The 24,386-nt window shown below is 50.1% G+C and carries 20 protein-coding genes; 17 read left to right on the forward strand and 3 right to left on the reverse strand.

What is annotated here, in order from left to right; translation table 11 throughout:
• Positions 1-12 precede the first annotated feature (12 nt).
• The 8 genes from JT719_RS00595 to recQ all read left to right on the forward strand — a co-directional run bounded on the left by JT719_RS00595 (position 13) and on the right by recQ (position 9,044).
• A complete protein-coding gene (locus tag JT719_RS00595) occupies positions 13-393 on the forward strand; it encodes a response regulator (RefSeq protein ID WP_207430067.1) in 381 nt (126 codons plus the stop codon).
• A gap of 33 nt (positions 394-426) precedes the next feature.
• Complete coding sequence (locus JT719_RS00600) at positions 427-1,560, forward strand: chemotaxis protein CheB (protein ID WP_207430069.1); 1,134 nt, start codon at positions 427-429, stop codon at positions 1,558-1,560.
• Positions 1,557-3,188 carry a chemotaxis protein CheA gene (locus JT719_RS00605; RefSeq protein ID WP_207430071.1) on the forward strand — a complete coding sequence of 544 codons (1,632 nt, stop codon included), beginning with the start codon at positions 1,557-1,559 and terminating at the stop codon, positions 3,186-3,188. Before JT719_RS00600 ends, JT719_RS00605 begins: the two co-directional genes overlap by 4 nt.
• A gap of 37 nt (positions 3,189-3,225) precedes the next feature.
• Positions 3,226-3,849: a chemotaxis protein CheC gene (locus tag JT719_RS00610; RefSeq protein WP_207430073.1), complete on the forward strand. Its 624-nt coding sequence runs from the start codon at positions 3,226-3,228 to the stop codon at positions 3,847-3,849.
• Positions 3,850-4,043: 194 nt separating this feature from the next.
• A complete protein-coding gene (gene speE / locus JT719_RS00615) occupies positions 4,044-5,330 on the forward strand; it encodes a polyamine aminopropyltransferase (protein WP_207430075.1) in 1,287 nt (428 codons plus the stop codon).
• Position 5,331: 1 nt separating this feature from the next.
• Positions 5,332-6,423, forward strand: coding sequence for an agmatinase family protein (locus JT719_RS00620; protein WP_242693029.1), 1,092 nt, complete (start codon positions 5,332-5,334; stop codon positions 6,421-6,423).
• Between the two features lie 21 nt (positions 6,424-6,444).
• On the forward strand, positions 6,445-6,777 hold the full coding sequence (locus JT719_RS00625; protein WP_207430077.1) for a phage holin family protein: 333 nt from the start codon (positions 6,445-6,447) through the stop codon (positions 6,775-6,777).
• 128 nt (positions 6,778-6,905) lie between these two features.
• Positions 6,906-9,044 carry a DNA helicase RecQ gene (recQ, locus tag JT719_RS00630; RefSeq protein WP_207430079.1) on the forward strand — a complete coding sequence of 713 codons (2,139 nt, stop codon included), beginning with the start codon at positions 6,906-6,908 and terminating at the stop codon, positions 9,042-9,044.
• 116 nt (positions 9,045-9,160) lie between these two features.
• Here recQ and JT719_RS00635 read toward each other — a convergent pair whose 3' ends face one another.
• On the reverse strand, positions 9,161-10,357 hold the full coding sequence (locus tag JT719_RS00635; RefSeq protein ID WP_207430081.1) for a S8 family serine peptidase: 1,197 nt from the start codon (positions 10,355-10,357) through the stop codon (positions 9,161-9,163).
• A 350-nt stretch (positions 10,358-10,707) separates the two neighbouring features.
• On the opposite strand from JT719_RS00635, the gene JT719_RS00640 reads away from it, so the two are divergent.
• The 4 genes from JT719_RS00640 to JT719_RS00655 all read left to right on the forward strand — a co-directional run bounded on the left by JT719_RS00640 (position 10,708) and on the right by JT719_RS00655 (position 15,074).
• Positions 10,708-11,469, forward strand: a complete 762-nt coding sequence (locus tag JT719_RS00640) for a LexA family transcriptional regulator (RefSeq protein ID WP_207430083.1) — start codon at positions 10,708-10,710, stop codon at positions 11,467-11,469.
• 153 nt (positions 11,470-11,622) lie between these two features.
• Positions 11,623-12,339, forward strand: a complete 717-nt coding sequence (locus JT719_RS00645) for a pirin family protein (protein ID WP_207430085.1) — start codon at positions 11,623-11,625, stop codon at positions 12,337-12,339.
• Between the two features lie 179 nt (positions 12,340-12,518).
• Positions 12,519-13,829 carry a zinc dependent phospholipase C family protein gene (locus JT719_RS00650; protein WP_242693030.1) on the forward strand — a complete coding sequence of 437 codons (1,311 nt, stop codon included), beginning with the start codon at positions 12,519-12,521 and terminating at the stop codon, positions 13,827-13,829.
• Positions 13,830-14,276: 447 nt separating this feature from the next.
• The gene (locus tag JT719_RS00655; protein ID WP_207430087.1) at positions 14,277-15,074 is read left to right on the forward strand and encodes a hypothetical protein; all 798 of its coding nucleotides are present in this window, start codon (positions 14,277-14,279) and stop codon (positions 15,072-15,074) included.
• Between the two features lie 120 nt (positions 15,075-15,194).
• Here the strand turns inward: JT719_RS00655 and JT719_RS00660 are convergent, their stop codons facing one another.
• Positions 15,195-16,562, reverse strand: coding sequence for a DNA recombination protein RmuC (locus JT719_RS00660; protein ID WP_207430089.1), 1,368 nt, complete (start codon positions 16,560-16,562; stop codon positions 15,195-15,197).
• 377 nt (positions 16,563-16,939) lie between these two features.
• On the opposite strand from JT719_RS00660, the gene JT719_RS00665 reads away from it, so the two are divergent.
• The 4 genes from JT719_RS00665 to JT719_RS00680 all read left to right on the forward strand — a co-directional run bounded on the left by JT719_RS00665 (position 16,940) and on the right by JT719_RS00680 (position 20,416).
• Positions 16,940-17,440: a DUF2062 domain-containing protein gene (locus JT719_RS00665; protein WP_207430091.1), complete on the forward strand. Its 501-nt coding sequence runs from the start codon at positions 16,940-16,942 to the stop codon at positions 17,438-17,440.
• A 224-nt stretch (positions 17,441-17,664) separates the two neighbouring features.
• Positions 17,665-18,969: a CYP152 family fatty-acid peroxygenase CypC gene (gene cypC / locus JT719_RS00670; protein WP_207430093.1), complete on the forward strand. Its 1,305-nt coding sequence runs from the start codon at positions 17,665-17,667 to the stop codon at positions 18,967-18,969.
• Positions 18,970-19,245: 276 nt separating this feature from the next.
• Positions 19,246-19,719 carry a DUF4920 domain-containing protein gene (locus JT719_RS00675; protein ID WP_207430095.1) on the forward strand — a complete coding sequence of 158 codons (474 nt, stop codon included), beginning with the start codon at positions 19,246-19,248 and terminating at the stop codon, positions 19,717-19,719.
• 61 nt (positions 19,720-19,780) lie between these two features.
• On the forward strand, positions 19,781-20,416 hold the full coding sequence (locus JT719_RS00680; protein WP_207430097.1) for a hypothetical protein: 636 nt from the start codon (positions 19,781-19,783) through the stop codon (positions 20,414-20,416).
• A gap of 179 nt (positions 20,417-20,595) precedes the next feature.
• Here the strand turns inward: JT719_RS00680 and JT719_RS00685 are convergent, their stop codons facing one another.
• The gene (locus JT719_RS00685; protein WP_207430099.1) at positions 20,596-23,511 is read right to left on the reverse strand and encodes a PD-(D/E)XK nuclease family protein; all 2,916 of its coding nucleotides are present in this window, start codon (positions 23,509-23,511) and stop codon (positions 20,596-20,598) included.
• A 177-nt stretch (positions 23,512-23,688) separates the two neighbouring features.
• On the opposite strand from JT719_RS00685, the gene JT719_RS00690 reads away from it, so the two are divergent.
• A complete protein-coding gene (locus JT719_RS00690; RefSeq protein WP_207430101.1) occupies positions 23,689-24,360 on the forward strand; it encodes a metallophosphoesterase in 672 nt (223 codons plus the stop codon).
• The last annotated feature ends 26 nt before the right edge of the window (positions 24,361-24,386 follow it).

Consider the following 24,386-nt stretch of genomic DNA (forward strand, 5'->3'; position numbering starts at 1 on the left):
ACCTTTTTACTTATGGAAACTACTGATAAAAAAAGAATACTGATTGTAGATGATTCCTTCTACATGCGCACTATGTTGAAGAACATGCTGCTGGATGCAGGGTATGACGTGGTGGGGGAAGCCCCGGACGGCAAAACCGCCTTGCAACTGGCTAGAGAAAAGGTTCCAGACCTGGTTACGCTTGATGTGATCCTGCCAGACAACACCGGTTTGGATGTGCTGAAAGGAATCAAGGGTGACAACCCAGGCATCAAAGTAGTGATTGTAAGTGCCGTTGGGCAAGAGGTAATCATGAACGAGGCTGCTGAATACGGGGCGTTCCAGTACATCATCAAGCCTTTCTCAGAAGACAAAGTGCTGGAAGCGTTGAACAACGCCTTCAAAGAAGAATAGAACAAATACATTTACCGCCACTCACTTTCACCAGTGCAGCAGACGCAGCAAGCTAAAATCAGGGTTTTGATAGGAGATACGTCCGTACGCTCCCGGTTGGTGCTGTCCGGCCTGATAGATGCCGAGCCCCAGCTGGAAGTGGTGGATACTGCCCGATCCAGAGAAGAGTTGATCTTCAAGGCCATGTCTGCCAAACCTGACCTGATAGTTGCCCACCAGGGATTGACCATGAGTGGCTCTTTGCCCATGTTCAAACCTGTGTATGGACAGGATTCTTCTTTGCTGTTGATGGTTTCCCAGGAAATGGCCGAAGGAATTTCTTATATCCCTCGGAGGTACAGAAGCCAGGGGCAGCAGACCACTTCTGTAGAGAGAAGAAGCACAAATGTTGTAGCTTCCAAGGCTGGGCTGATGTCTACCCTACGGGAGTTTGTAGGTAGGTTCTCAGACACCTCTTCTACGGCACAGCCTATCAGGAGAAGGGAGGTCATAACAGACACCTCTGTTAGAAGGAGCCGAGCCTTGCTTAGTACACCTACTCAAAAGGATGGTCCTTTGAACGTAGTGGTGATTGGTGCTTCTACGGGGGGCTCTGCGGCCATTGAGGTTATCGTAAGAAGCCTCTCGGTACCCTATCCTACAGTGATTCTGGTGGCGGTACACATGCCCGATAAGTTCACCAAACGGTTGGCGCGCCGACTACAGAAATTGACCAGGTGGCGTGTGGAAGAAGGTTTTAAAGGTATGAAGCTGAGCGCCGGAACCATAGTGATAGCGCCCGGCGGACAAAACATGCGGGTTAGAAAAAAGACGTTGCGACCAGATCAGCTAACCCTTGACCTGGAACCTTCTTTTGCCATGGATACACCCTCGGTGGATATATTGATGGAGTCTGCCGCCCAGTGTGCCAACTCCCAGGTTTTGGGAGTCATCTTAACCGGAATGGGCCAGGATGGTACTGCCGGTGCCAGAGAGATCATGAAACGAGGGGGAGTAGTAATAGCCCAGAATGAAGAATCTTCCACCATTTTCGGGATGGCGAAATCGGCCATAGAAAATGGGGCAGTCCATGGAGTGTTTGCCTTAGGCCAAATCAATTCCATCATAAACCGGTTTGCCGCAGACCGACACATGAGCCATGCGCTCCAACGTAAATTCGTAGGATGAAATCGAGAGATCAGGAATATAAAGAAATATTTATAGCCGAGGCTCTCGAGTATTTTGATGCGCTGAACCGGCACATCAGTGAACTGGAGAAAAACCCGGAAGACGAACAGCTTTTAGCGGAGATTTTCAGGTTGCTCCATAACCTGAAAGCCAATGCCAAAGCCATTGGCTATACCACCATTGGAGACGTCTCGCACAAGCTGGAAACGGCTTTTGGACTGATCCGAAACAAAGAACTAAGCTTCACAGATGAAGTAGTGACGGTTCTGTTTGATGGGATTGACATGCTGGGAGAGATGATCTCGGGCATAGACGGTCCTAACGAAGTGGAACCAAGTCCTGCCTTGCTGCGGAACCTTGACATCATTGTCAATACCTTATCTGATAATACTACTGAGCTGTCAAAGGTTCAGAAGTATTATACCTCTAAGAACCTGTCGCTTTCTGATCTGATTTACATCCAGATCAAGAAATTGGACCATCTGCTGAACCTGGTAGGGGAGTTGATTATTGACCGGGATCGCATTCTGTCCATCAGTAAAGAACTGGACAACGATGATCTCAAGAACGTGAGCGCCCACCTGTACCGCATCACAGATGAGTTGCAGTACAGTGTCATGGATGCCCGCCTGGTAAACGTGGGTTCCTTGTTCAACAAGTTCCCGCGTATTGTGCGGGACATTGCGGTGACCGAGAAGAAGGAGATCAACCTGGAGATTTCCGGGCAGGATATCCAGATTGACCGGAACATTCTGCAGATCATCACAGATTCTTTGCTTCACCTCATGCGGAATGCTATTTCGCACGGGATAGAAAAGGCCGATGTTCGAAAAAAAGCAAAGAAAACGCCCCACGGCAACGTGACGCTCTCGGCGCAGAATGACCGGGATACGGTGATCCTTCGGTTGACCGATGACGGCAAAGGGATTGACCAGGAAGAAGTGAAGCGGGCCATTGTGCAGCGGGGATTCCTGACGGCCGATGCCGTAAAAGATCTACGGGAGACCGAGGTACTTTCTTACTTGTTTGAGCCGGGTTTCTCCTTGGCCAAGGAAGTAACGGAAGTTTCGGGCCGGGGCGTTGGCCTGGACGTGGTGAAAAACGCCATTGACTCCATTGGCGGAAGAATACGGGTAGACTCAAAGAAAGGGGAAGGCACTACCTTCACGCTTTTCCTGCCAACGTCTATCGCGGTAAAAGGAGCTTTGCTCTGCCAGATAGAGGAAAACTTCTATGCCATTCCGTTGATGCATACTGATTCTGTAGTGGCCTGGCCAACACAGGAGTTACATGAAGTAGGTGATTTGCTTGTAGCCGATATTAATGGAGAAACCATCACCATTGTATCTATGCGCGAGCTCTTCAACAATGACATAAGAGAGTATAGCGTCAAGAAAAAAGATTTAGATAATGATGTGCAGAACATCATCATTGTGAGCTACAACAACCGGAAGTTAGGTTTGATAGTAGATAAATTGCTGAGACAGCAAGACATCGTGATCAAAGCCCTGGCGCGGCCGGTCAACACAATTGATATATACGCGGGGGTAACCCTTCTGGGATCGGGTAAAGTATGCCTGGTACTGGATGTGGCCGCCATTACCCGCTACTTTATAGCCAGAAGGTAAGTGCTGGTAGGAAAGAAAACCTTTTAATGCCTGATTCATGGAGCTTCAAGTAAATGAACTAGAGCGGGATATCATCAAGGAAATCCTGAATATAGGATTAGCCCGGGCAGCAGACTCGTTTGCTGTCATTGCCAAGGACCGTGTACTGCTGAAAGTACCCGATCTGCAGCTAATGGAGGCCGAAGAGCTACTGAAAATTGTGAGAGCCTACGAAAACTCGCACGTGATCATACAGTCAGATATCAAAGGGGAATTAAACGGTTCCACCCTCATGCTGTTCTCTGAACGGCACGTGGAGCAACTTTCCCATGTGTGTCTGCGCATGACCGTGAAAGGAAACGAGCCGCTCACTGAGATGCAGGAATCCTTGCTGTTGGAGGTGAGTAACATCATCACGGGCGCTCTGGTGACTCAGCTGGCCAATATCCTCAAGTCAAACATCTACGGTTCACCGCCGGTAGCTCCCAAGCATGATATTGCTGAGTCGTTGAAAGGTATTTTCACAGACCATCCGCTGTTTCAGCCCCTGGTATTTACGGTGATCACGCAGTTCACCAACAACTCTAAAATGGTGGAATTGCCGCTGCTCCTGTTTTTTGATACCTCTACGTTCATTAAAATTCTGGAAATCATCAGGTCATATAATTTCCTTACCAAATAAGAATACCATCTTTTTTCAAAGCAAAAGAGCCGCCCCGTGCGGCTCTTTTGCTTTATGTGAGGTGCCAAAAAGGCGTTTTGAGGCAGATTTCTGCAAAACAGCTTCAAAACGGAACCAAGGCTTAACTTTCCATTACAGTATCTTTTTTGTTGTTTTGCGCGTCTGAAACAAAAACCGATTTTAAATACCCGCTTATGGACGCTTTAGGAAGACATATTCTGGTGGAGTTCTATAACTGTTCTCCAGAATTAATGAATGATGTAGTACATATTGAGAACAGCATGGTGGCTGCCGCTGAGACAGCCGGTGCCACGGTCATCAACAGTACGTTTCACCACTTCTCTCCTTATGGCGTATCTGGGGTGGTGGTAATCCAGGAGAGCCACCTGGCCATCCATACCTGGCCAGAATACGGGTATGCGGCGGTTGACCTTTTCACCTGCGGTGATTCTGTGGATCCGTGGGTTTCCTACAATTACTTGAAAGAAGCCTTTGAAGCCAGCCATGGTTCTTCTATGGAGTGCCGTAGAGGCCAGCAAAGCCTGCTGAAGCGCACCAATTTCACTGTAGAATCCCGCGACTCAGGCCAGCCGGTAAGACCGATCCCCTCCATCACCCGCGATGTATGGTTCACCGAGCGCGACGAAAACATCGCCCTTTCGTTAAAACACTCTGGAAACCAACTTTACAAAAAGCAGTCGCCGTACCAGAAAGTAGAGGTGTTTGAGACCTTGGCTTACGGCAACATGCTCACCCTAGACGGCATGGTGATGTGTACCCAGAAAGACGAGTACGTGTACCACGAAATGATCACGCACGTGCCGGTGCTCAGCCACGGAAACGTCAAGCGGGCCTTAGTGATTGGCGGCGGCGACGGTGGTACGGTGCGCGAGCTGCTGCGCCACGACAGCATTGAGGAAGTGGTGCTGGTAGAAATTGACGAACTGGTGATTGAAGCCTGCAAGCAGCATCTGCCGGAAACCGCCAGTGCCTTTGGTCATCCGAAGCTGAAGCTGCTCATTGAAGACGGCATTAAGTACATCCAGGATACACCCGATGGGTCTTTCGACTTGATCATTGTAGATTCCGCTGATCCGGTTGGCCCGGGCGAGGGTCTGTTCACCGCCGATTTCTACAGCCAGGTCTACCGTTGCCTGACTTCTGATGGAGTGATGATCACCCAGAGTGAATCGCCCAGGTTCAACACCGATGTGTTCGTAGAGATTTTTGATACCTACAAAGGCATCTTCGGGCAAGACAAGGTGCATTGCTACCTGGCGGCTATCCCTACCTATCCAACGGGCACCTGGAGTTTCTCCTTTTGCTCCAAAGGAAACGTGCATCCTAAACAATTCAATCAGGAAGTCGCCGCGGCTTTCTCCCGGGAACAAGGCTTGCGGTACTACAATGAAGACATCCATGTGGCCGCCTTTGCCTTACCAAACTTTGTAAAAGATTTATTAGCCTCTAAAGTTTTATAGTATGAGTATGACCATGCCCACCATGTGCGATTCTAAGCACAAGAAAATAGCGTCGTTTGACCAGAATGGCGTAGGAGAAGTTGGCAGTGGCCTTTTCGGGCTTCCGTTTACCGAGGAAGAGTCCGAAGTAGTGATTTTCCCCATTCCGTGGGAAGTGACCGTGTCCTATAACGCCGGCACCGCCGCAGGTCCGGCCGCCGTGCGCGATGCCTCCCCGCAGCTGGATCTGTTTGACCCGGAGTTGCCCAACGCCTGGCACCTGGGTATTCATATGCCGGTGGTTCCCGAGGAGTGGGCCCGGGAAAGCGAGCGGCTGCGCGAGAAAACCGAAGCCTACATTGAGTGGCTGGAGGGCGGCAGCCAGGGCGATGCCTCCCAGTTTGACGCTACTTTGGCAGAAGTAAACCAAAAAGGCGAGGAGCTGTTGCAGTGGTCTAAAAAAGAAACGTTGGCGTACCTGGAGAAAGGGAAACTGGTAGGCGTTCTGGGCGGCGATCACAGCACCCCGCTCGGGTTCATGCACGCCCTGGCCGAAAAGCACGAGGAGTTCGGGATTCTGCAGGTAGACGCCCACGCTGATTTACGGAATGCCTACGAAGGCTTCACGTATTCGCACGCGTCCATCATGTTCAATGCACTGAAACTGCCGCAGGTGAAGAAACTGGTGCAGGTAGGCATCCGGGATCTTTGCCAGGCCGAGGCCGAGTTGGTGGATCAATCCAACGGCCGCATTACCACCTTCTATGACAGCAAGATCAAATCCAAGATGTTTGAAGGCACATCCTGGAGAAAGCAATGCAAGAAGATCATCGCGCAGCTACCGCAGAAGGTGTACATCAGCTTTGACATTGACGGACTGGACCCTAAGCTTTGCCCGGCCACGGGTACGCCGGTACCCGGTGGGTTTGAGTTTGAAGAAGCGGTGTACCTGATCAAGGCGTTGGTGAAATCAGGCAGGGAGATCATCGGGTTTGACCTTTGTGAGGTAGCTCCCGGTGACAGCGAGTGGAACGGCAACGTTGGAGCCCGCCTGCTGTATAAACTCTGCAACTGGATGGCCGTATCGCAGAAAAGATTAGAAGCCGCTTTATAGAAAACTACACAAAAGAAGACTATGGGATTCATCCTGAAAATCATCGTGACCGGAATTGTGGCCCTGGTGCTGGCGCAGTTCTTCCCGGGTATTACCATTGACGGCATCACCAGCGCAATTCTACTCGCCTTGGTGCTGGCCGTCTTAAATGCGGTAGTTCGGCCCATTCTGGTGTTCCTGACCATTCCGGTTACCTTCATGACCTTGGGGCTTTTCCTGTTGGTCATCAATGCCATCATTCTGTACATGGCCGATTATATTCTGGATGGGTTTGACGTGACCAGCGTAATTTCCGCTATTCTGTTTAGCCTGGCTCTTGCGGTGGCCACGGCCATCATAGATGCAATTTTCTAGTATTCTTTAGCAATATTGCTAATCTTTTTAGATAGCCCGGGAGTTTTTCCGGGCTATTCTTGTTTATAGGCTCAGGCGTTAAAGGAAAAAAGACGTTTTTGGCGTATTTTTGTCAAAAGAATTAGAAAATGGGGATTAGGGAAGCACGGGAAGCGCTGAAGCTTTATTTTGGCTACGATCAGTTCAGACCGGGACAAGAAGATATTATCACAAACGTACTGGAGAAACGCGACACGGTGGTGCTCATGCCTACCGGGGGCGGTAAATCTGTGTGTTACCAGGTGCCGGGGTTAGTCATGCCCGGCCTAAGCGTGGTGGTATCTCCCCTGATTGCTTTGATGAAGGACCAGGTAGAGGCGCTACTAGGCAACGGCGTGAATGCGGGGTATCTGAACAGCTCCCAATCTGCCAAAGAACAGCAGTTGATAGAGCAGCAGTGCTTTGACGGAAGGCTGAAGATGCTGTATGTTTCCCCGGAGAAGCTGCTTTCATCTGGCTTTTTCTCTTTCCTGAAGCGTTTGCAGATTAACCTGTTCGCCATAGACGAGGCGCATTGTATTTCAGCGTGGGGCCATGATTTCCGGCCAGAGTACCTGCAACTGAAGAACCTTAAACTGCAGTTCCCCGAGGTGCCCATCATCGCCCTCACCGCCACTGCTGACCGGCTCACCCAGCGCGATATCCTCACGCAACTGTATCTGCAAGATCCCAAGGTTTTCATTTCCTCCTTTGATAGACCCAATATTTACCTGCAGGTGCAACCGGGCCAAAAGCGCATGGAAGCCATTCTGGATTTCCTGGAGGAACGCCCTTTTAAACCTGGCATCATCTACTGCCTCAGCCGGAAAGCCACGGAGTCGCTGGCAACCAAGCTGAAGGAGAAAGGCTACAACGCTGATTTTTATCATGCGGGTTTGTCGGCGCGGGACCGGGAGCGGGTACAGGAACGGTTTCTGCAGGACAACGTGCAGATTATGTGTGCCACCATTGCCTTTGGGATGGGAATTGACAAATCCAACGTGCGCTGGGTCATCCACTACAATCTGCCCAAGAACATGGAAAGTTACTACCAGGAGATTGGGCGGGCCGGCCGGGACGGAGCATCTGCCGAGGCGCTGCTTTTCTACAGCCTGGCTGATGTTATGACCCTGCGGGACATCATTACACAAGGAGAAAGCACCAAAGAGCAGAACCTTTCCTTAGCCAAGCTGGACCGGATGCAACAATACGCCGAGAGCACCAGTTGCCGCCGCAAAACCCTGATGCACTACTTCGGGGAGGAATACCCCACCGATTGCGGCAACTGCGATATCTGCGATAATCCGCCCACTTCTTTTAATGGCACTGAACATGCCCAGAAAATACTTTCGGCGGTAGCAAGAACCAAAGAAACCGTGGCCTCGGCCCAGGTAGTGGACATTCTGCGCGGTTCCCGTAACCAGTTGACCTTGTCCCGCGGCTATGACCAATTGAAAACCTTTGGGGCAGGCCGCGATGTACCCTCGCAGGATTGGCAGCGGTACATACACCAATTGATCAACCAGGGAATTCTGGAGGTGGCGTATGACGAGCATGGTGCCCTTAAACTCACCAACTCCAGCCAGGATGTGCTGTTCAAAGGGAGAAAGGTGGAGCTGGTGAAATTCCAGCAGCTGAGCCCCAAAGAGGAGAAAGAGAAAAAGCAGAAGAAAACCAGAAGCGGCGTAGAAACGGCCTTGTTTGAACACTTGCGGCAGTTACGTAAGCAGCTGGCCAATGAGCGCAACATTCCGCCTTATGTGGTTTTCACTGATAGTACCTTGCAGGAAATTGCCGAACAGCGGCCCACCAACAGGCCTGCTTTTCTGGCTATTTCGGGGGTGGCGCAGGCAAAATACGAACAATACGGGGAAATCTTCATCAACTCCATCCTGACGTTTCTGGCGCAGCAAGCTGATCAAAACCAGGCCCGTCTGAAGGGAACTACCCATTTGGTTACCTATGAACTGCTGCGCCAAGGGAAAACCCCTGAAGAAATTTCTGAACAGCGCCAGGTGCAGATCAATACAGTTTACTCGCACATTGCCACCTTATACCAGCAGGGGTATGATGTAGACCTTAAGCCGTACCTATCAGATTGGGAGTACAGCCGGGTAAAAGAAGGAATTCTGCGCACCAACCAAACGGCCGCCATGAAACCCATATTTGAGTACCTGGAGGGTGAAATTGATTACCTGAAGATAAGGTTAGGGATTGGCCGATACAACCGCGAGAACAACATTGCTTAGAGGTTTATTTTAAGGTTACTTTTCAGAAATCAGGATCAAAATCTTCATACTAAAGCCATAAAAAAAAGAGAGGACCGATCAGATTGACCGGCCCTCTCTTTTTATTGATAGACACCTTATTTCAAGGCGATTGGATCAGTTTTGCCATCTGGGTCACCCACTACCAGACCCTGGGAGTTCACCTTGCCTCCAGTTAAGGCCAGGATTCCGGCTACGTGCGGAGCGGCGTAAGAGGTGCCACTTCCACTTGCGTACCCACCGCCTTTCCAGGTGGTGTACACATTGGTGCCTGGAGCTGCGAATCTCACGGAAGCACCAAAGTTAGAGCTGGAGCTGAATTTTCCGTAAGAATCCATGTTAGACACCACAAATACGTTAGGCGCAATTACGCGGGCAGGAGAGTCGTTTTTGCAGTCAATGTAGCTGTTTCCGGCGGCCACCGCAATGAAGATCCCACGAGCAGCGGTTTTCTTCACCAGGTCATCCAGCATGGTGGAGCCATTCACTCTAAGGCTCATGTTCACCACATCGCCAGGCTTGCCGTTCTGGAACACGTGGTTCAAAGCAGAGTAAATACGGGTAAGGGTACCGTAACCGGTATCGTCAAACACGCGCAAAGCTACAATGGTGGCGTTTGCGGCTACTCCCACAACTCCAATATTGTTGTTTTTAGCACCAATGATACCTGCTACACCTGTACCGTGGCCGTACCCGTCTTCCCAGGAAGTAACCCCAGAGATGAAAGACTTACTTCTCACCTTATCTACGTTCAGGTCTGGGTGGGTGGAGTTCACCCCTGAGTCAATGACCCAAACGGTTTTCCCGGTTCCGTCACCGTAACCCACGCGGGTTACTCCCCACGGAAGGGTTTGGGTGGAGGTAGTGGAAGTGGTGGTGGTAGTAGTGGAAGAGGTGGTAGGCGTTTTTGTGCCGCTTTTCTGAACACTGCCCAGCATGACTGCCTGGTCTGGTTCAATGGAGGCTACGTTCTCGTCTTCTCTTAAACGGGCAATTTCTTCTTTGCTGAAAGTGCCTGAGAAACCATTGAAGGCACCCTGGAAGATATCCCTAATCCGGCTGCTCTCAAAACCGTTTCTTTTAAGGATGCGCTCGCGTAATGAGTTTCCATTTAAGGGGTTGCTGTCCTTTAGCACCACAATGAATTTTCCTTCAATGGATTTAGCCGAGGAGGTGGGCTCTAAAGGAAGAGCAGGTGTTTCCTCTACCAATTCTTCTTTCTGGCAACCAGACATGGAAAACACAGAGGCCAAGGCAAAGAAAGACACGGCTTTCTTGAACGTAGCTGTATTCATAGGCAAATGGGTTAGTAAAAGTTAATCATACCATTAATAATTAGCCTGATATCTCTTCTTTATACAAAGGCAATTAGAGCAGATATCTTTCCAAATGTAATGAAAAATACAATTGATCTGCAAAAGGATTTATAAATAAGTTGTTGAATAAAAGGTAGTTATATATAATTATATGAATGTATTTATAAATATATTTAAAAAGGTATCTAGCTGTTATACAAGGCTTTGCTAAACAAGAATGGTTTTAATGTAAGAAAAAGAAGAAAAAATAAATTTAGAATGCCAATAATGTTAGTTGTTTGCTAAAGAATTAGTACTTTTACTAAGTAATACATTCAACAGACAATTCTATGCTTAGTACCAACCTAAAATATCTAAGAAAGCAACTCAATCTTACGCAAGTGCAGTTGGCCGAAAAGCTGGAGATTAAGCGATCCTTGATTGGTGCCTACGAAGAGGGGAGGGCTGAGCCTAAATTGGCCACTCTCATGAAGATGGCACAGGTTTTCGGGCTTTCAGTAGATGAGTTGATCAACCCAGATCTGCCTAATACCCTGAAAGCCGGGGCGGCTAAAAAGCAATCCAACGTGAAGGTGCTTTCCATCACTGTGGATGCCCAGAACCGTGAGAACATAGAGTTGGTGCCGTATAAAGCCAGTGCCGGTTACCTAAACGGGTACGCTGACCCTGAGTTCATGGAAGAGCTTCCGAAGTTCAGATTACCTATGATCCAGACGCCGGGCACATACCGCGCCTTTGAAATCAAAGGAGATTCCATGTTGCCCATTCCCTCGGGAACGGTGATTGTGGGTAGGTATGTAGAGCGCTGGCAGGATATAAAAGACGGAACACCCTGCATTGTGGTGAGCCTGCAGGAAGGGATTGTCTTTAAGCGCGTATACCAGCAACAGCGGCAGTCTGCGTTGCGCCTGCACTCAGACAACCCTAGCTATGAGCCGTACGAGGTTTCCCTGGAGGATGTGGTAGAGATCTGGGAGGCAAAAGCCTACATCAGCACCACCTTTCCTATGGCAGAGATTTCACTGGATAAACTCACCTCGTTGGTGTTGGATCTGCAGCAGGAAGTGAAAAAACTGAAGACCGCTAAATAAAAGCCGCCACTTAGGCATTTATCATTCGGGCCCGATTCTGACCTGTTTTCCCGTAAACAGGTCAGAATCGGGCCTTATGTTTTGTTGGGAAAGCCGTAATAAACCCAAGTGGCGCAGGTACGTATTTACCCTTAACCAACAAAGCCCTTTCCCATGATCAATGTGATTCCAGCTTCAGATAGACATCATGCCTCACACGGGTGGCTTGATTCATATTTCCTGTTTTCCTTCGCAGATTATTTTGACCACAATAATGTGCAGTGGGGACCTCTCCGCGTCTTTAACGATGACTACATTAAAGGGAACAGCGGTTTCCCGGAGCATGCACATTCTGAAATGGAGATTGTGACCATTGTGCTGGAGGGAGAGGTAACGCATACAGATAGCTTGGGCAACAATACCACCATTAAAGCAGGTGAGGTGCAACGGATGAGTACCGGTACCGGCGTTCGGCATTCTGAGCACAACCATTCAGACCAGGACCTGCATTTATACCAACTTTGGTTTTTACCAAACAAACAAGGGTTGCAGCCCAGCTACGAGCAAAAAGCCATCGATTTCCTGGACGATAAAAACGAACTGATTCCTATTGTCACAGGTCAGAAAGTACTGGAAGATGTGGTGTACATCAATTCTAATTCTACTATTTACTACGCCAACCTGAAGGAAGGAAAAGAAATAGACTTCAAAACGTTCCCTATCCGGAAAGGGCTCCTGTATGTTACCACCGGTGAGTTGTTCGTGAACGGGATACAGGTGCAGAAGAACGATCAGGTAAGATCCGCCGATGTGGACGCCCTCCGCATCAGCGCCACCGCCGACAGTACCTTTATTTTGATTGATTTGCCCGGCGTGGAAGCTAATTATTGATTACCCTCACACTCATCTATATAGGTACAGGCACGTGGTAAACGTGCCTGTTTTGTTTTCAGGCGGTTTTTGAGTTTTTAAGCCAGAAACGCTTCAGGAAGGGCCTTGGCTTTGGCGCATCTCCTAGTAAGACAAAAAGGGGCTAGATCAATCATCCGTATAAACCGTATGAGAAAACTATGAATGGCACCCCTATGAACAAGACCTGGCTGAACCGGAACACACGGGAGTTTAATAGAAGAAATGCAGTTTTGCTGGCTGGAGCGGTTTGGTTGTTATTACTCTTGTTTCCGCTATGCGGGAAAGCATATGGAGTGCTTACGCACCAGGCCATCATTGATGTTGCCTGGGAGCCTTACCTTAAACCGACCCTGAAGAAGAGATTTCCCAGAGCTTCAGAGGCTGACCTGATCAAAGCCCATGCCCATGCCTACGGAGGAGCCATCATTCAGGACATGGGCTATTATCCCTTCGGAAACACCTTTTTCACGGACCTGACGCATTATGTGCGAAGCGGGGATTTTATCGCTGCCCTGGTGGCAGAGTCTGAAACCCTGGATGAGTATGCCTTCGCGATTGGTGCTTTGGCGCATTACTACGCCGATAATTATGGGCACCCCATTGGGACCAACCGTTCGGTGCCCTTGGTGTACCCAGAGTTGAAAGCAGAGCACGGGCCTACCGTGACCTATGAAGAAAACCCCGTGGCGCATATAAAGATGGAGTTTGGGTTTGATGTACTGCAGGTGGCCAGAGGCAATTACGCCCCAGAGGCTTACCGCAACTTTATCGGGTTTGAGGTCAGTCAGGAGGTGTTAGAGCGGGCTTTCAAGAAGACGTATGGCCTGGAACTGGGTAGCCTGTTCCTGAATCTGAAACTCACCATCGGGTCTTTCAGGAGATCAGTGAGCACGCTTCTGCCTAGTTTGACCAAAGCAGCCTGGAATCTAAAGGCTTCTGAGATCAAAGCCGCCAGGCCAAGTGTAACGCGCAGACAATATCTATATAAGATCAGGAGAACCGAGTACCATCAGCAGTGGGGAAGGGAGTACCAGAGACCCACCCTTTTTCAAAAAAGCTTAAGCTGGTTATTGCGCGTTTTACCAAAAATAGGTCCTAATCGGACGTTCGCGTTCAAGCCACCAACCCCTGAGGCCGAGAAGTTCTTCATGGAAAGCTTCAACGTGACTTCCCAGAAATATGCCGAGGGCATCAAAGGGTTGACGGTACTGCTGGATACTATCTCTAACCGGGATCTGGATACCGGGCACCTTACCGAACCAGGAAATTACGGCAAAGCCGATAAAACCTATGCGCAGTGGCTGGAAAAGCTGTCTAAGCAGGAAGTAAATCAGATAGACCCTAAGATTAGGCAAAACATTTTGTCTTTCTACCAGAAAGCCAAACCACCCAAAACCGAGGATGCAAAAGCAAGGGAAGAGTGGGAGAAGACCAAGGAGTTGCTAGCTAAACTAAAAGTCAATGGCTAATTAGTGCCCTTTATACCGTTCTTGATGTTATCCTCTCTCTAAAGAGTTCTTGTAGTAACTCTCTATTATAGATCTGAGTAATTCCGCTCAAAAAAATACTACCTGAATATGACTTGACAATTGCTAGGCTTTAAGCTATTCTGGTTGTTTTTGTGTCTTCCCACCTCTAATAATTAATGAGTTTTCATGGGGTTTGGAGGTGTATTCCAATGTCTTAAAGTTACCGATATGAGTAATCTATACCTGTGGTAAATCCAGGTTTTTTGAATAGGAATATTAAAATATTAAGGTTATAAAGTATAGTGGTATGTAACTATTCTGATGCTTGAAGTTGGTTTAATACGGATGAAAATTAGTATTAAATTTTTGTTCATATCTGATACTTAATTTTTTGAGCCCGTATAAAGAGACTGTTATCACTTTTTAAAATATTAATTTTAAAAGACTATGAAAAAGAAATGGATATCACTGCTGGTGGCCCCCGTTTTCGTAGCCGGTGTATCATTGGTGTCTTGCGACGACGATGATGACGCGACTGCGAACCCATCAGGATCCACTACAGGAACAACAACGGGAACAACTAGTACAACCGGTACCACTACCGGCACAACGACTGGAACTACTACCGGTACCACCACCGGAACTACAACGGGCACCACAACCGGAACTACTGGCACTACGGCTGGTACAACTGGTACCACCACAGGAACTACTACTGGTACAACAACCGGAACAACTACTGGTACTACCACCGGAACAACCACTGGAACAACTACTGGTACTACCACTGGAACAACTAGCGGTACTACTACCGGTACCACCGCTGGTACAACCGGAACTACTACCGGCACTACTGCTGGAACCACCGGTACTACAACTGCCGGCACCACTACTGGTACAACTGCAGGCACAACTGGTACAACCACTGCCGGCACTACCACAGGTACCACCGCCGGTACAACCGGAACTACTACTGCGGGCACCACTACCGGTACCACCGCAGGAACTACTGGTACCACAACCGGAACTACCGCTGGAACCACCGGTACTACTACCGCAGGAACCACTACTGGCACCACAGCCGGTACTACCGGTACAACGACTGGTACTACCGCGGGAACTACTGGCACCACAACTGGTACTACAGCTGGAACAACCGGAACTACTACCGGCACAACTGCTGGAACTACCGGAACCACAACTGGTACAACCGGTGGAACAACTGGCGGCACCACTGGCGGCTGATAAATCCATTTTTTCATAAAAAAAGAGGCAGTCAAATGATCTTGGCTGCCTCTTTTTTTATGATGATAGATTAACGTTGTACCAGTTTGTCTAAGGTGAATTCACCCTTTAAGCCTTTTTCTAATATTCCTCCAGGTTTTCGGCTTCTCTGAATTGCGCCTCAGTTAAGGTGCCAGCTACAGTTGGAGTGTTTTGCAACCACTGGGTTTCCAGGGTTTTGCTGGTGCGGGCACCCAGTTGTTTGAGGAGTTCTACTTTCTTCAGAAGGTTTCCGTTGCCCTCAGACAGCTTGTTCATGGCCGCATGGTACTTTTGTTGGCTGCGGTCAAGGTTTACGCCAATGTCCTTCAGGTCCTCCAGGAAATTGGCAAACTTGTCGTACAGTTTTCCGCTTTCCTCGGCAATGCGCAGAACGTTTCTTTTCTGGTTTTCCTGTTTCCAGACACTGGCTACGGTGCGCAGGGTGGCCAGAAGAGTAGAAGTGGTCACAAAGACAATGTTGCGGTCCAGAGCCTCCAGGAATAGATCACGGTCCTGCTGAATGGCCAAGTTAAAGGCTGGTTCAATGGGAATGTACATCAGCACGAAATCCGGGGAGTTGATGCCGTGCAGGTATTGGTAGTTCTTGCGGCTTAGGTCGGTGTAGTGCGTCCGCAAAGACTGAATGTGGCTTTTGAGGTGGATCTGCTGCTGAAGTTCATCCTCGCAGTTGCAATACGCGTCATAGGCTACCAAACTCACTTTGGAGTCAATGATGAGGTGCTTGTTGTCAGGTAGGTCAATGATCACGTCCGGGCGGAAAATCTTGGCATCATCGTGCTGCAACACCTGCTCGCGACGGTAGTGTACATCGCGCTCCAGGCCCGATTTCTCCAGCAGGTTTTCCAGCAGGTATTCGCCCCAGTTGCCCTGGGCTTTTTTCTCGCCGCGCAAGGCTTTGGTCAGGTTAAGGGCATCCTGGCTCATCTGCTGGTTCAGGTTGGCCATGTAGGCAATCTGCTCCTTCAAAGAAGTGGTGTCTTTCAGCGTTTTCTCGTAGGTTTGCTCCACCTTTGATTCAAATTCCTTGATGCGCTCCTTTAAAGGGAAAAGCACCTGCTCCAGGTTTTCGGCCGAGGTTTTCCGGAAGTGTTCGGCATTGTTTACCAGCACCTGGTTAGATACCTGGGTGAACTGCTGCATGAAGGTTTCCCGGAGATGGGAAAGCTCTGCCCGTTCATCAGACAGCTTTTGCTTCAGGTGGTAGATGTCATTCTCGGCGCGGGTAACTTCGGCGTGCAGTTCCATCACCTTGCTGTTTTCCCGGCGCAACTGCTCCTGCAGCTTTTGCATTTCGGCTTGGGCGGCTTCCTGTTGTTTCAGGGCAAACGCTTTCTCTCCTTCCTGCTGCTGTAAAACGGAACGCAAAGAGGAGAGCTTGGCCTGAACCAGGAAGTAGGAAAGAATGGCTCCCACCAGAAAAGCCAGAAGGGCGAACGTGATATCCATAAGCAAGTAGTGTGAATCAGGAGAAGGAACACCTAAAGGTACAAATTAAGTGCCCTTTCCTAAAAATTTTCGCAATTAGTAATAGGGTTAGCAAGTGGTTTTCCTGTCTTTAGAGCGGAAGCAGAAGAAGTAACACAATATTAACCAAAGCCTATGGTTACTTCTGCGTGTTTTCAGTATTAAGGAATACCTTGGTGTTCTTAAAGTTGGGTGAATTTTAGCGGATGAAACGTCCTCTGCGAAAACAAGCCCGAAAACAGCAAACCTGGGTTTCCTGAAGGAAAGTGAAATTCCTTTGCGGGAGTGGATTTTATACCAACTTTTGGCGTTCCTTAGGTAAGGTTCTGCCTGGAACCCCCAAAGTTGACAATGATACTATGAACGTGTTTTTACTTAAAAATAAAGGATTTAAATCTTATTTGCGCCGCAAACTGGTAGAACCGGTTCTGGAAATGGCCAAACAAGGGTTAACGCCGCACCAGTTAGCGCTTACCATCACCCTGGGTGCCGGTTTTGGGATGATTCCTTTCATCGGCCTGACCACGGTGCTTTGTACCTTCTGGGCCCTCCGCCTGCGGCTGAACGTGGCCTTCACCATTCTCATCGGGTATTTGATGCAGCCGGTTCAACTGGCCTTGTACGTGCCATTTGTGGATCTGGGGCAGAATATGTTCCCGGTGAAGCCCATCCCGTTCTCGCTGGATCAACTAACCAATATGTTCAAAACCGATTGGCTGAATGCCCTTCAGCAACTGGGGTTCGCCAATCTGCTGGGCATTGTGGCCTGGATGCTCTGCTTCGTTCCGTTCGGGTTGGTCATGTATTTCTCCAGCCGGAAGGTATTGCACCGGGTGCTTCCTGTTCGGCAGTTAGCCTGATGTTTCAGGGCTGTTTCTGGTAAAACGGCCCTGAAACTCTCTTTTCTTCTTTTCAATGCGCAATTCCTGATAGTACCTGTGGTTAATACCCAATTTGCCTCAAAAGGAAAGCTGGGCTAAACGCCAGCTCCTTATGTGCGTACGGATTACCTGAATGAACCACCTGCCTTAAACGCGGTCACTCAGTGGCGGTAAGGGCACCATCATCCGTAATCCTATTCGCCATGTCTACTATCCCACAGGAAAAAGTACTGGACAATTCTATTCGCCTGCTGTTGGAAGGGTTTCCCTTTATCCAGAACCGGGTGGAGCGCTTCAAATCCAATATCTTCAAGACCAGGATCATGTTTCAGAACGTGATCTGCATGCACGGGGAAGAAGCTACCAAGATCTTCTATGACCCCGATAAATTCATGCGCTGGCAGGCCATTCCTAACAGAATTCAGCGCACGCTCATGGGCAAAGACGCCATCCAGACCATGGACGGCGAAGGGCACCGGCACCGCAAAGCCATGTTCATGTCGCTCATGACCCCCAGTATGCTATACAAGCTGAACCATTTACTGACCCAGCAATGGCACGCCTACATTAAGAAGTGGGAGCAGATGGAGGAAGTGGTGCTCTTTGAGGAAAGCCAGGATTTGCTTTGCCGGGTGGCCTGCGCCTGGACCGGAGTTCCCCTGAAAGAAAAGGAAGTACGCCTCAGGGCCCAGGATTTCGCCGCCATGGTAGATGCCTTTGGCGCGGTAGGGCCCCGGCACTGGCGCGGCAGAAAAGCCCGTAAGCGCGCCGAGAAATGGATTGGCAAAATCATCAGGAAGATCAGGAAAGGGAAGCTGCAGGTACAGGAAAACTCCCCGGCCCACGTCATCGCCTTTCACCGCGATGTGGAAGGCGAACTGCTGGACGTGCACATGGCCGCGGTGGAACTGATCAATCTCTTGCGGCCCATTGTGGCCATTGCCTGGTACATCACCTTTGGGGCTGTGGCGCTGCATGAGCACCCGGTAGCCCGCCAGAAAATCGCCAAGGGCGAGGAAGGCTACGTGGAGCTGTTTGTGCAGGAGGTGCGGCGGTATTATCCTTTCGGGCCGTTTTTGGGAAACCGGGTGAAAAACGATTTCCATTGGGGCGGGCACCACTTCAAGAAAGGCACGCTGGTGTTTCTGGATATGTACGGCACCATGCATGATCCGCAGATCTGGGAGCACCCTAATGAATTTTACCCTTACCGCTTCCGCAACTGGGACGGCAGCCCTTACAACTTCATCCCGCAGGGCGGAGGCGACCATTTCACGGGTCACCGTTGCGCCGGCGAGTGGGTGACCATTGAAGCCATGAAAGTCTCTATGGTGTTTCTTTCCCGGTACATGGAGTACGAGGTGCCGCCGCAGGATTTAGGTTTCAGCCTGGTACGCATGCCTACGTACCCCAGAAGCAAGTTCATTATGCGCCATGTAAAAGGGACCGAACAGCCGGTGGAGGCCGATGTCAATGCCTTGTCTAAATGCCCGTTCCATCACGCTTAAAAAGCTGAGCCTACCATTTTCTACCCTGTTGTAAGCTACTTTCATAGTTTTTGTTTGTTTCGGGCCTGGTTTCTTGAAATCAGGCCCGAAACGTTTTCTGGCCAGGCCGCTCAACTGCGTAAGCTGAAAAATTATCAGGAGGCATAGGGTAAAAGGCCTAAATGAATGTCAGTTAAGAAGAAAAGACATCAGAATTATAAAACAAAGTATTCACTCTCCTGTATATTGAGGTCAGATTTAGACCTCATGTTTCATTACGATTGTTAAACCAACTCTATGAAAATTTTTGCAGTTCTGGCAGTGGTAGTAGCCACTAGTACCGTTGCTTTCGCTCAAAACACAATCCCCTCTGCCAAGCCTGGCGCCACCTACGGTAAGAAAGTAACCGCCCAAAAAGCGGTTCAGTTACCGGCTCTCACCAAAAAGCTAAGTGCAGATTCTGCCTTTTCCGGCAAAATTGAAGGAAAAGTGGTAGAGGTCTGCAAAAAGAAGGGCTGCTTCATGAAACTGGCCCGGGAGAATGGCGACCCCATTATGGTTAAATTCACCGATTACGCCTTTTTCATGCCCCAGGATATTGTAGGGAAAACAGTGGTGGTGGAAGGTACTGCTAAGGTGAAAGAAACATCGGTGGAGCGGCTGCAGCACTTCGCCGAAGACGCCGGTAAAAGCAAAGAGGAAATTGCCAAGATCACCCAGCCCAAAAGAGACATTGAGATAGTGGCCGATGGCGTGCTGGTAGTGAAGTAAGTGCCCAGGGGTGCTGGCAAGTGTTCTGTGGAGATGAAATGTCCTTATTATTTCTATCTATATGCAAGCACAGAATTTTAAATTGTTGAGGGTAATTCCGGTTACCGCTATGTTGGGAGGAGCACTTCTGGCAATCCATTACTTTCTTCACCTGGCCTTTGGCCTGCAAACCGGCAAAATCCTGTGGGATGCCATGGGTAGTCCGCTGGGGCGCATTGACGGACCGGTCTTCACGGCCTCTTTCGCCACCATAGACCTTACGCTGATTGCGATAGCCATGGCCTATTACCGGCAACTGAATGCCATCAAATTCGGGGTCCTATTCTTTGGGGTAGTGGCGTTCCTGTGCGCCATGACCGGGTTTGTAGCCATTCTGATTGGGAACATGGTGCCGTACGTGATGCCGGTGGCCTGCCTTTCTATGTTTATCAGTGCCATTCTGTTGAGTGTGGCTACCCTGCGGGCGCGACTTTTGCCGATGTGGGTGCGGTTAGGCTTTCTGGCCTTTGGGCTGTTTACGGCTCCGTTGGGGTTTGCCTTGCCCAAACTGAAACCCTTGCTACCCGAGTACGCCTTGTTTGAGATGCACTTCATGTTTCCGGCCATCCTTTGGGTGTGCATGGGAGTAGCTATGGCACAGTACTTCCGGAAAGAAACCTCCACAGTAGAAGCTCTTAAGGTTTTGGCAGCGCAGTAGGTTGGTTCCTTCACATCAGGCGTCTGATAGTGTATTCAATTGCCTTGATGAGGCTCCTTTTACCCCAGCATACTATGGCTGAGTGAAAACAATTCAGCTAATTCATTTCAAGAAGCACTTTAAGAGAAACCCCGTTTACCGCCTGTTTTCTGGAATTCAGCCGGTAAACGGGGTTTTGCTTAACCTCTGGCGCAAATACTCTTGTAAGGACAGTACTGGCAGGTTTCCAGATCATTCGTTTTCCGGATGGGTTCCTCGGGGTTGAGCATGTGCAGCACCAGGTCTTTCAAAAGCCGTTCAGAGGTTTTGGTGAAATCGGCGGGTTGGCCATCTGCCTCCACGAAGGGGAGCTCTGAGGTAAGCACGCCGGCCCCCAGGTTGCGGAACGAGATAATGCCCGCCTCAAAATCATACATGGCTTTGGGCAGGTTGAGCACCTTACTTTCCAGCAGACTGCCTTTCTGAATCTCCTTGGCCAGGATGTAGCGGTACATCCAGAGCTGGCGCACTTTGTCCAGGTGACGGTCGTGCAGGAGGGTGGTTTCCAGTTCCTCGGGGTTCACCTTCAGGTGGCGGGCTTCTACTTTACCAGTTTTGTAGTCGATCACGCGCAGGGTTCGGCCGCTCAGGTCTATGCGGTCAGCTTTACCGGCGATGCGCACGGGCACCTTTTCGCCGGAGGGCAGCTTCACGTCCAAGTCGGTGAGCAGCGTTTCCTCCAGTTGCAGAATGTACAGCGGCAGTTCCTCTGAGGTGAGCAGGCTCTCCAGGTAGCGGGTGAGCAGTTGCACCGCCACTTTGTAGAGGATCAGGTTCATGCCTTGCTCCGGCAAGTTGCCCAGGGTGCCGCGCTTGAACTCCTGCTGCACTTTCTGCGGCAGACCGGCGAGCATCTTCTCTACATCATGTTTCTCAATGGGCCGACCTTCCTCGGCGAACGGCTTGAAATAGTCTTCCAGCACCTGGTGTACAATGGTCCCGAAGGTATCGGCGCCCACGGTTTCGTCTATCTCGTCTACTTCCTCCAGCTTGGCAATGCGGCTGAAGTAATATTGCAGGGTGCAGTTTACGTACTGGTTCAGGTGCGAAGGGTACAGACCGCGCCGCAGCTGCTCCTTGATTTTGCCCAGCACCTCCTCGTCTTTCTGGATGATGATGTCGGGCTCGTACTCCTTGGTGTCCAATTGCTCCACCACCGCCGTGAGTTCCCGGAACCTGAGGTTGGGGTTGCGCATGGCCAAATCATGCTGAATCTGCAGGATAAAGCGGCTTTTCTCCCCTGACCCGTAGGTGTCTGATGGCAGCACGTACAGCAGGTTCACGCGTTTGGCCCGCTGCAACAAACGGTAGAAGTAGTAAGAGGTAATGCTCTCTTGTTCAGCGTAGGTAGGCAAGCCAAAGGTGCGCAGCACATCATACGGGAACATGGAGTGCTGCTTCTTGGGCTGGGGTAGCACGTTTTCGTTTACGCTCAGGATGATGAGATTCTCGAAGTCAAGAGCGCGGGTCTCCAGCATCCCCATCACCTGCGTGGGAGAGATCGGCTCCCCGCTGAACGGTAGCTTGGTATTGCCTATCTGCTCGTACAGGAACTTCTTGAAACTCCGCACCGAGATCTTGTGCTCCCGGCAATCGAACAAAGTGTCCAGCCGCTTAACAATGGTGTAGAGGATGTAGAGGTACTCGGTTTCAATGGGATTTTCAGATTCTACCCGGTAAATGCGGCCCAGGGCATCTACCAGCTGGTAGAGCGTGTCAATGAGATCAGTGCAGTCGTTCCAGGTACGGAAGAGCGTGATGAACATAGGATGCTCCCGGCCCAGCTGGATGATCTCCTCGGCGGTGAGCAACACGCTGTTGCGGGCCACCATCTCGTCCAGTACGTGCTGAAACAGGTCCAGGTCGGCCTCGCGTTCGGCGATGTCGTTCAGGTACTGCTCGTAGCGGCGCAGAAAGGGGTGTTGCAGCAATTTGGTGACCGCCAGGTGATGGTAACGGTTCACTTTGTACCCGGTGTCGGTGGGTTGCACCACGCCCGTGAGGTGCACCTCAAATAGCAGATCAATGAGGTTGAACAGGGGAGTGCCCTTAAACGACAGACCCATGGTCACGTTGTAATCTGATACCTCGTCTGAGATGGAGTGCAGCACGGGCAGGAGCAGGGTCTCATCGGGGAGTACAATGGCAATCTCCGCAGCAGGGTCTTTTTGCCGGATTTCACGCAACAGCTGACCGGCAATCTTGCCCTGCATGCTGGCGTTGGCCACGCCAATAGCGTTGACCTCCTTTTCAGAAGTAAGCAGCAGGTTCTGTTGCCAGTTCCACTCAGGTAGGGGCCACTTGGCTTTGTACCGTTTTAGGAAGTGCCCGGCGCGCTTGTCAGAATCAGAGGCCATGTAATAGTCATCGGAGTCAAAGAACACCTCGGCTTTGCCGGCCTCCAGCAAGGTCTGGATGATCTTCTGCTCGGCCCGGGACAAGGCGTTCAACCCGATGAAAATGTATTTATAACAACCTTCCTCGCTTCTAGCAATGTCTTTGATGCGGTCAGCTACCATCCTGAAGGCCATCCCTGTATACGCCTGATGGTTTTTCTTCAGTTTCTTCTGCAGGGCGTGGTAGGTGCGTTCCAGGTTGGCCCAGAGCTGGAAGTACTGCTTCACGTTGGGCGTGGGCACGCTGCTGCCGGGTTTGGCAGGGTCCCAGCGCTCCAGGGCCTTGGCTTCGCTCACGTAGTCAAACACCTCGTGGGCGTTCACCAACTCCATGTCCATGCGGCTGAAATCTTCCAGCAACGTGGCGCTCCAGCCTACAAAATGGTCAAAATCCAGGTGCGGATCATACTGCAGCATGAGGTCATACAGATCCAGTTGCAGGTGCAGCGGCTCCAACACCTCCACGCTGGCCATGTTGCAGACAAAGTCCTCCATGGAGTAAATCTGCGGCGACCAGATACCCGTAGGCGCCACCTGGGCCAGGGCATTCTTGAAATACAAAGTAGCCCGGCGGGTTGGTAGCACTATGCACAGATCGCTCAGGCGCTCAGCGTAGGTTTGGTAGATATGTTCAGCGGTTTGCCGAAGAAAGGATTGCATGATTCAGGGTCAAGTAGCGCGAAAAAGAATAGCAAGATACTACGTTTTGGGGCTGTTTTCAGGAAAAGGAGCCTAAAACTGCTGTAAAGGCTGTTTAAGCAGATGTTTTTCTGTGTAATGCGTTGGTAATAATCTTTTTACAACCGTAATAAGAAATTTTAACTTCAGGTGGGGATTATGAGCCGGTACGCTATTTCAGATATTCATGGATGCTGTAAAACCTTTCGGTTTATGGTAGAGAAAGAGATAAAACTGGAACCTTCAGACACCTTGTATCTGCTGGGCGACTACATTGACCGCGGCCCCGATTCCAAAGGCGTGCTGGACTTTATCATGGAACTGCGGGAGAAGGGCTTTCAGGTGCATACCCTTTGCGGCAACCACGAGGACCTGATGCTGCACGCCCGTGATAACTCAGCCTACAACATGAACTGGCTTCTGAACGGCGGCAAAGCCACGCTCAAGAGTTTTGGGGTGGAAAATCTGTTTGGGATCCCGGTCAAGTACTGGACCTTTCTGGAGGACCTGAAATGGTATTTTGCGTTGGACGATTACCTGCTGGTGCATGCCGGTTTCAATTTTGCGGCCCCAGATCCATTTGCTGACAGGGAGTCTATGCTCTGGATCAGGGATTTTGAGGTAGATAAAACCGTGCTGGGAACCCGAAGAATTGTGCACGGCCATACGCCCATTCCTCTGGGCCAGATCGGGTTCTTTCTGGAAGACCCGGTTTCCTCTGTCATCAACATTGACGGGGGCTGCGTTTTCACCCAGCAGTTAGGATACCTGACCGCCCTGAACCTGGACACCTTTGAACTGCATGCTTTACGGAACAGAGAAGACTACTAAACCGCCACTAAACGATATAATTATTT

The sequence above is a fragment of the Sabulibacter ruber genome, assembly GCF_017355955.1.
GTDB classification, from domain to species: Bacteria; Bacteroidota; Bacteroidia; order Cytophagales; family Hymenobacteraceae; genus Nibribacter; species Nibribacter ruber_A.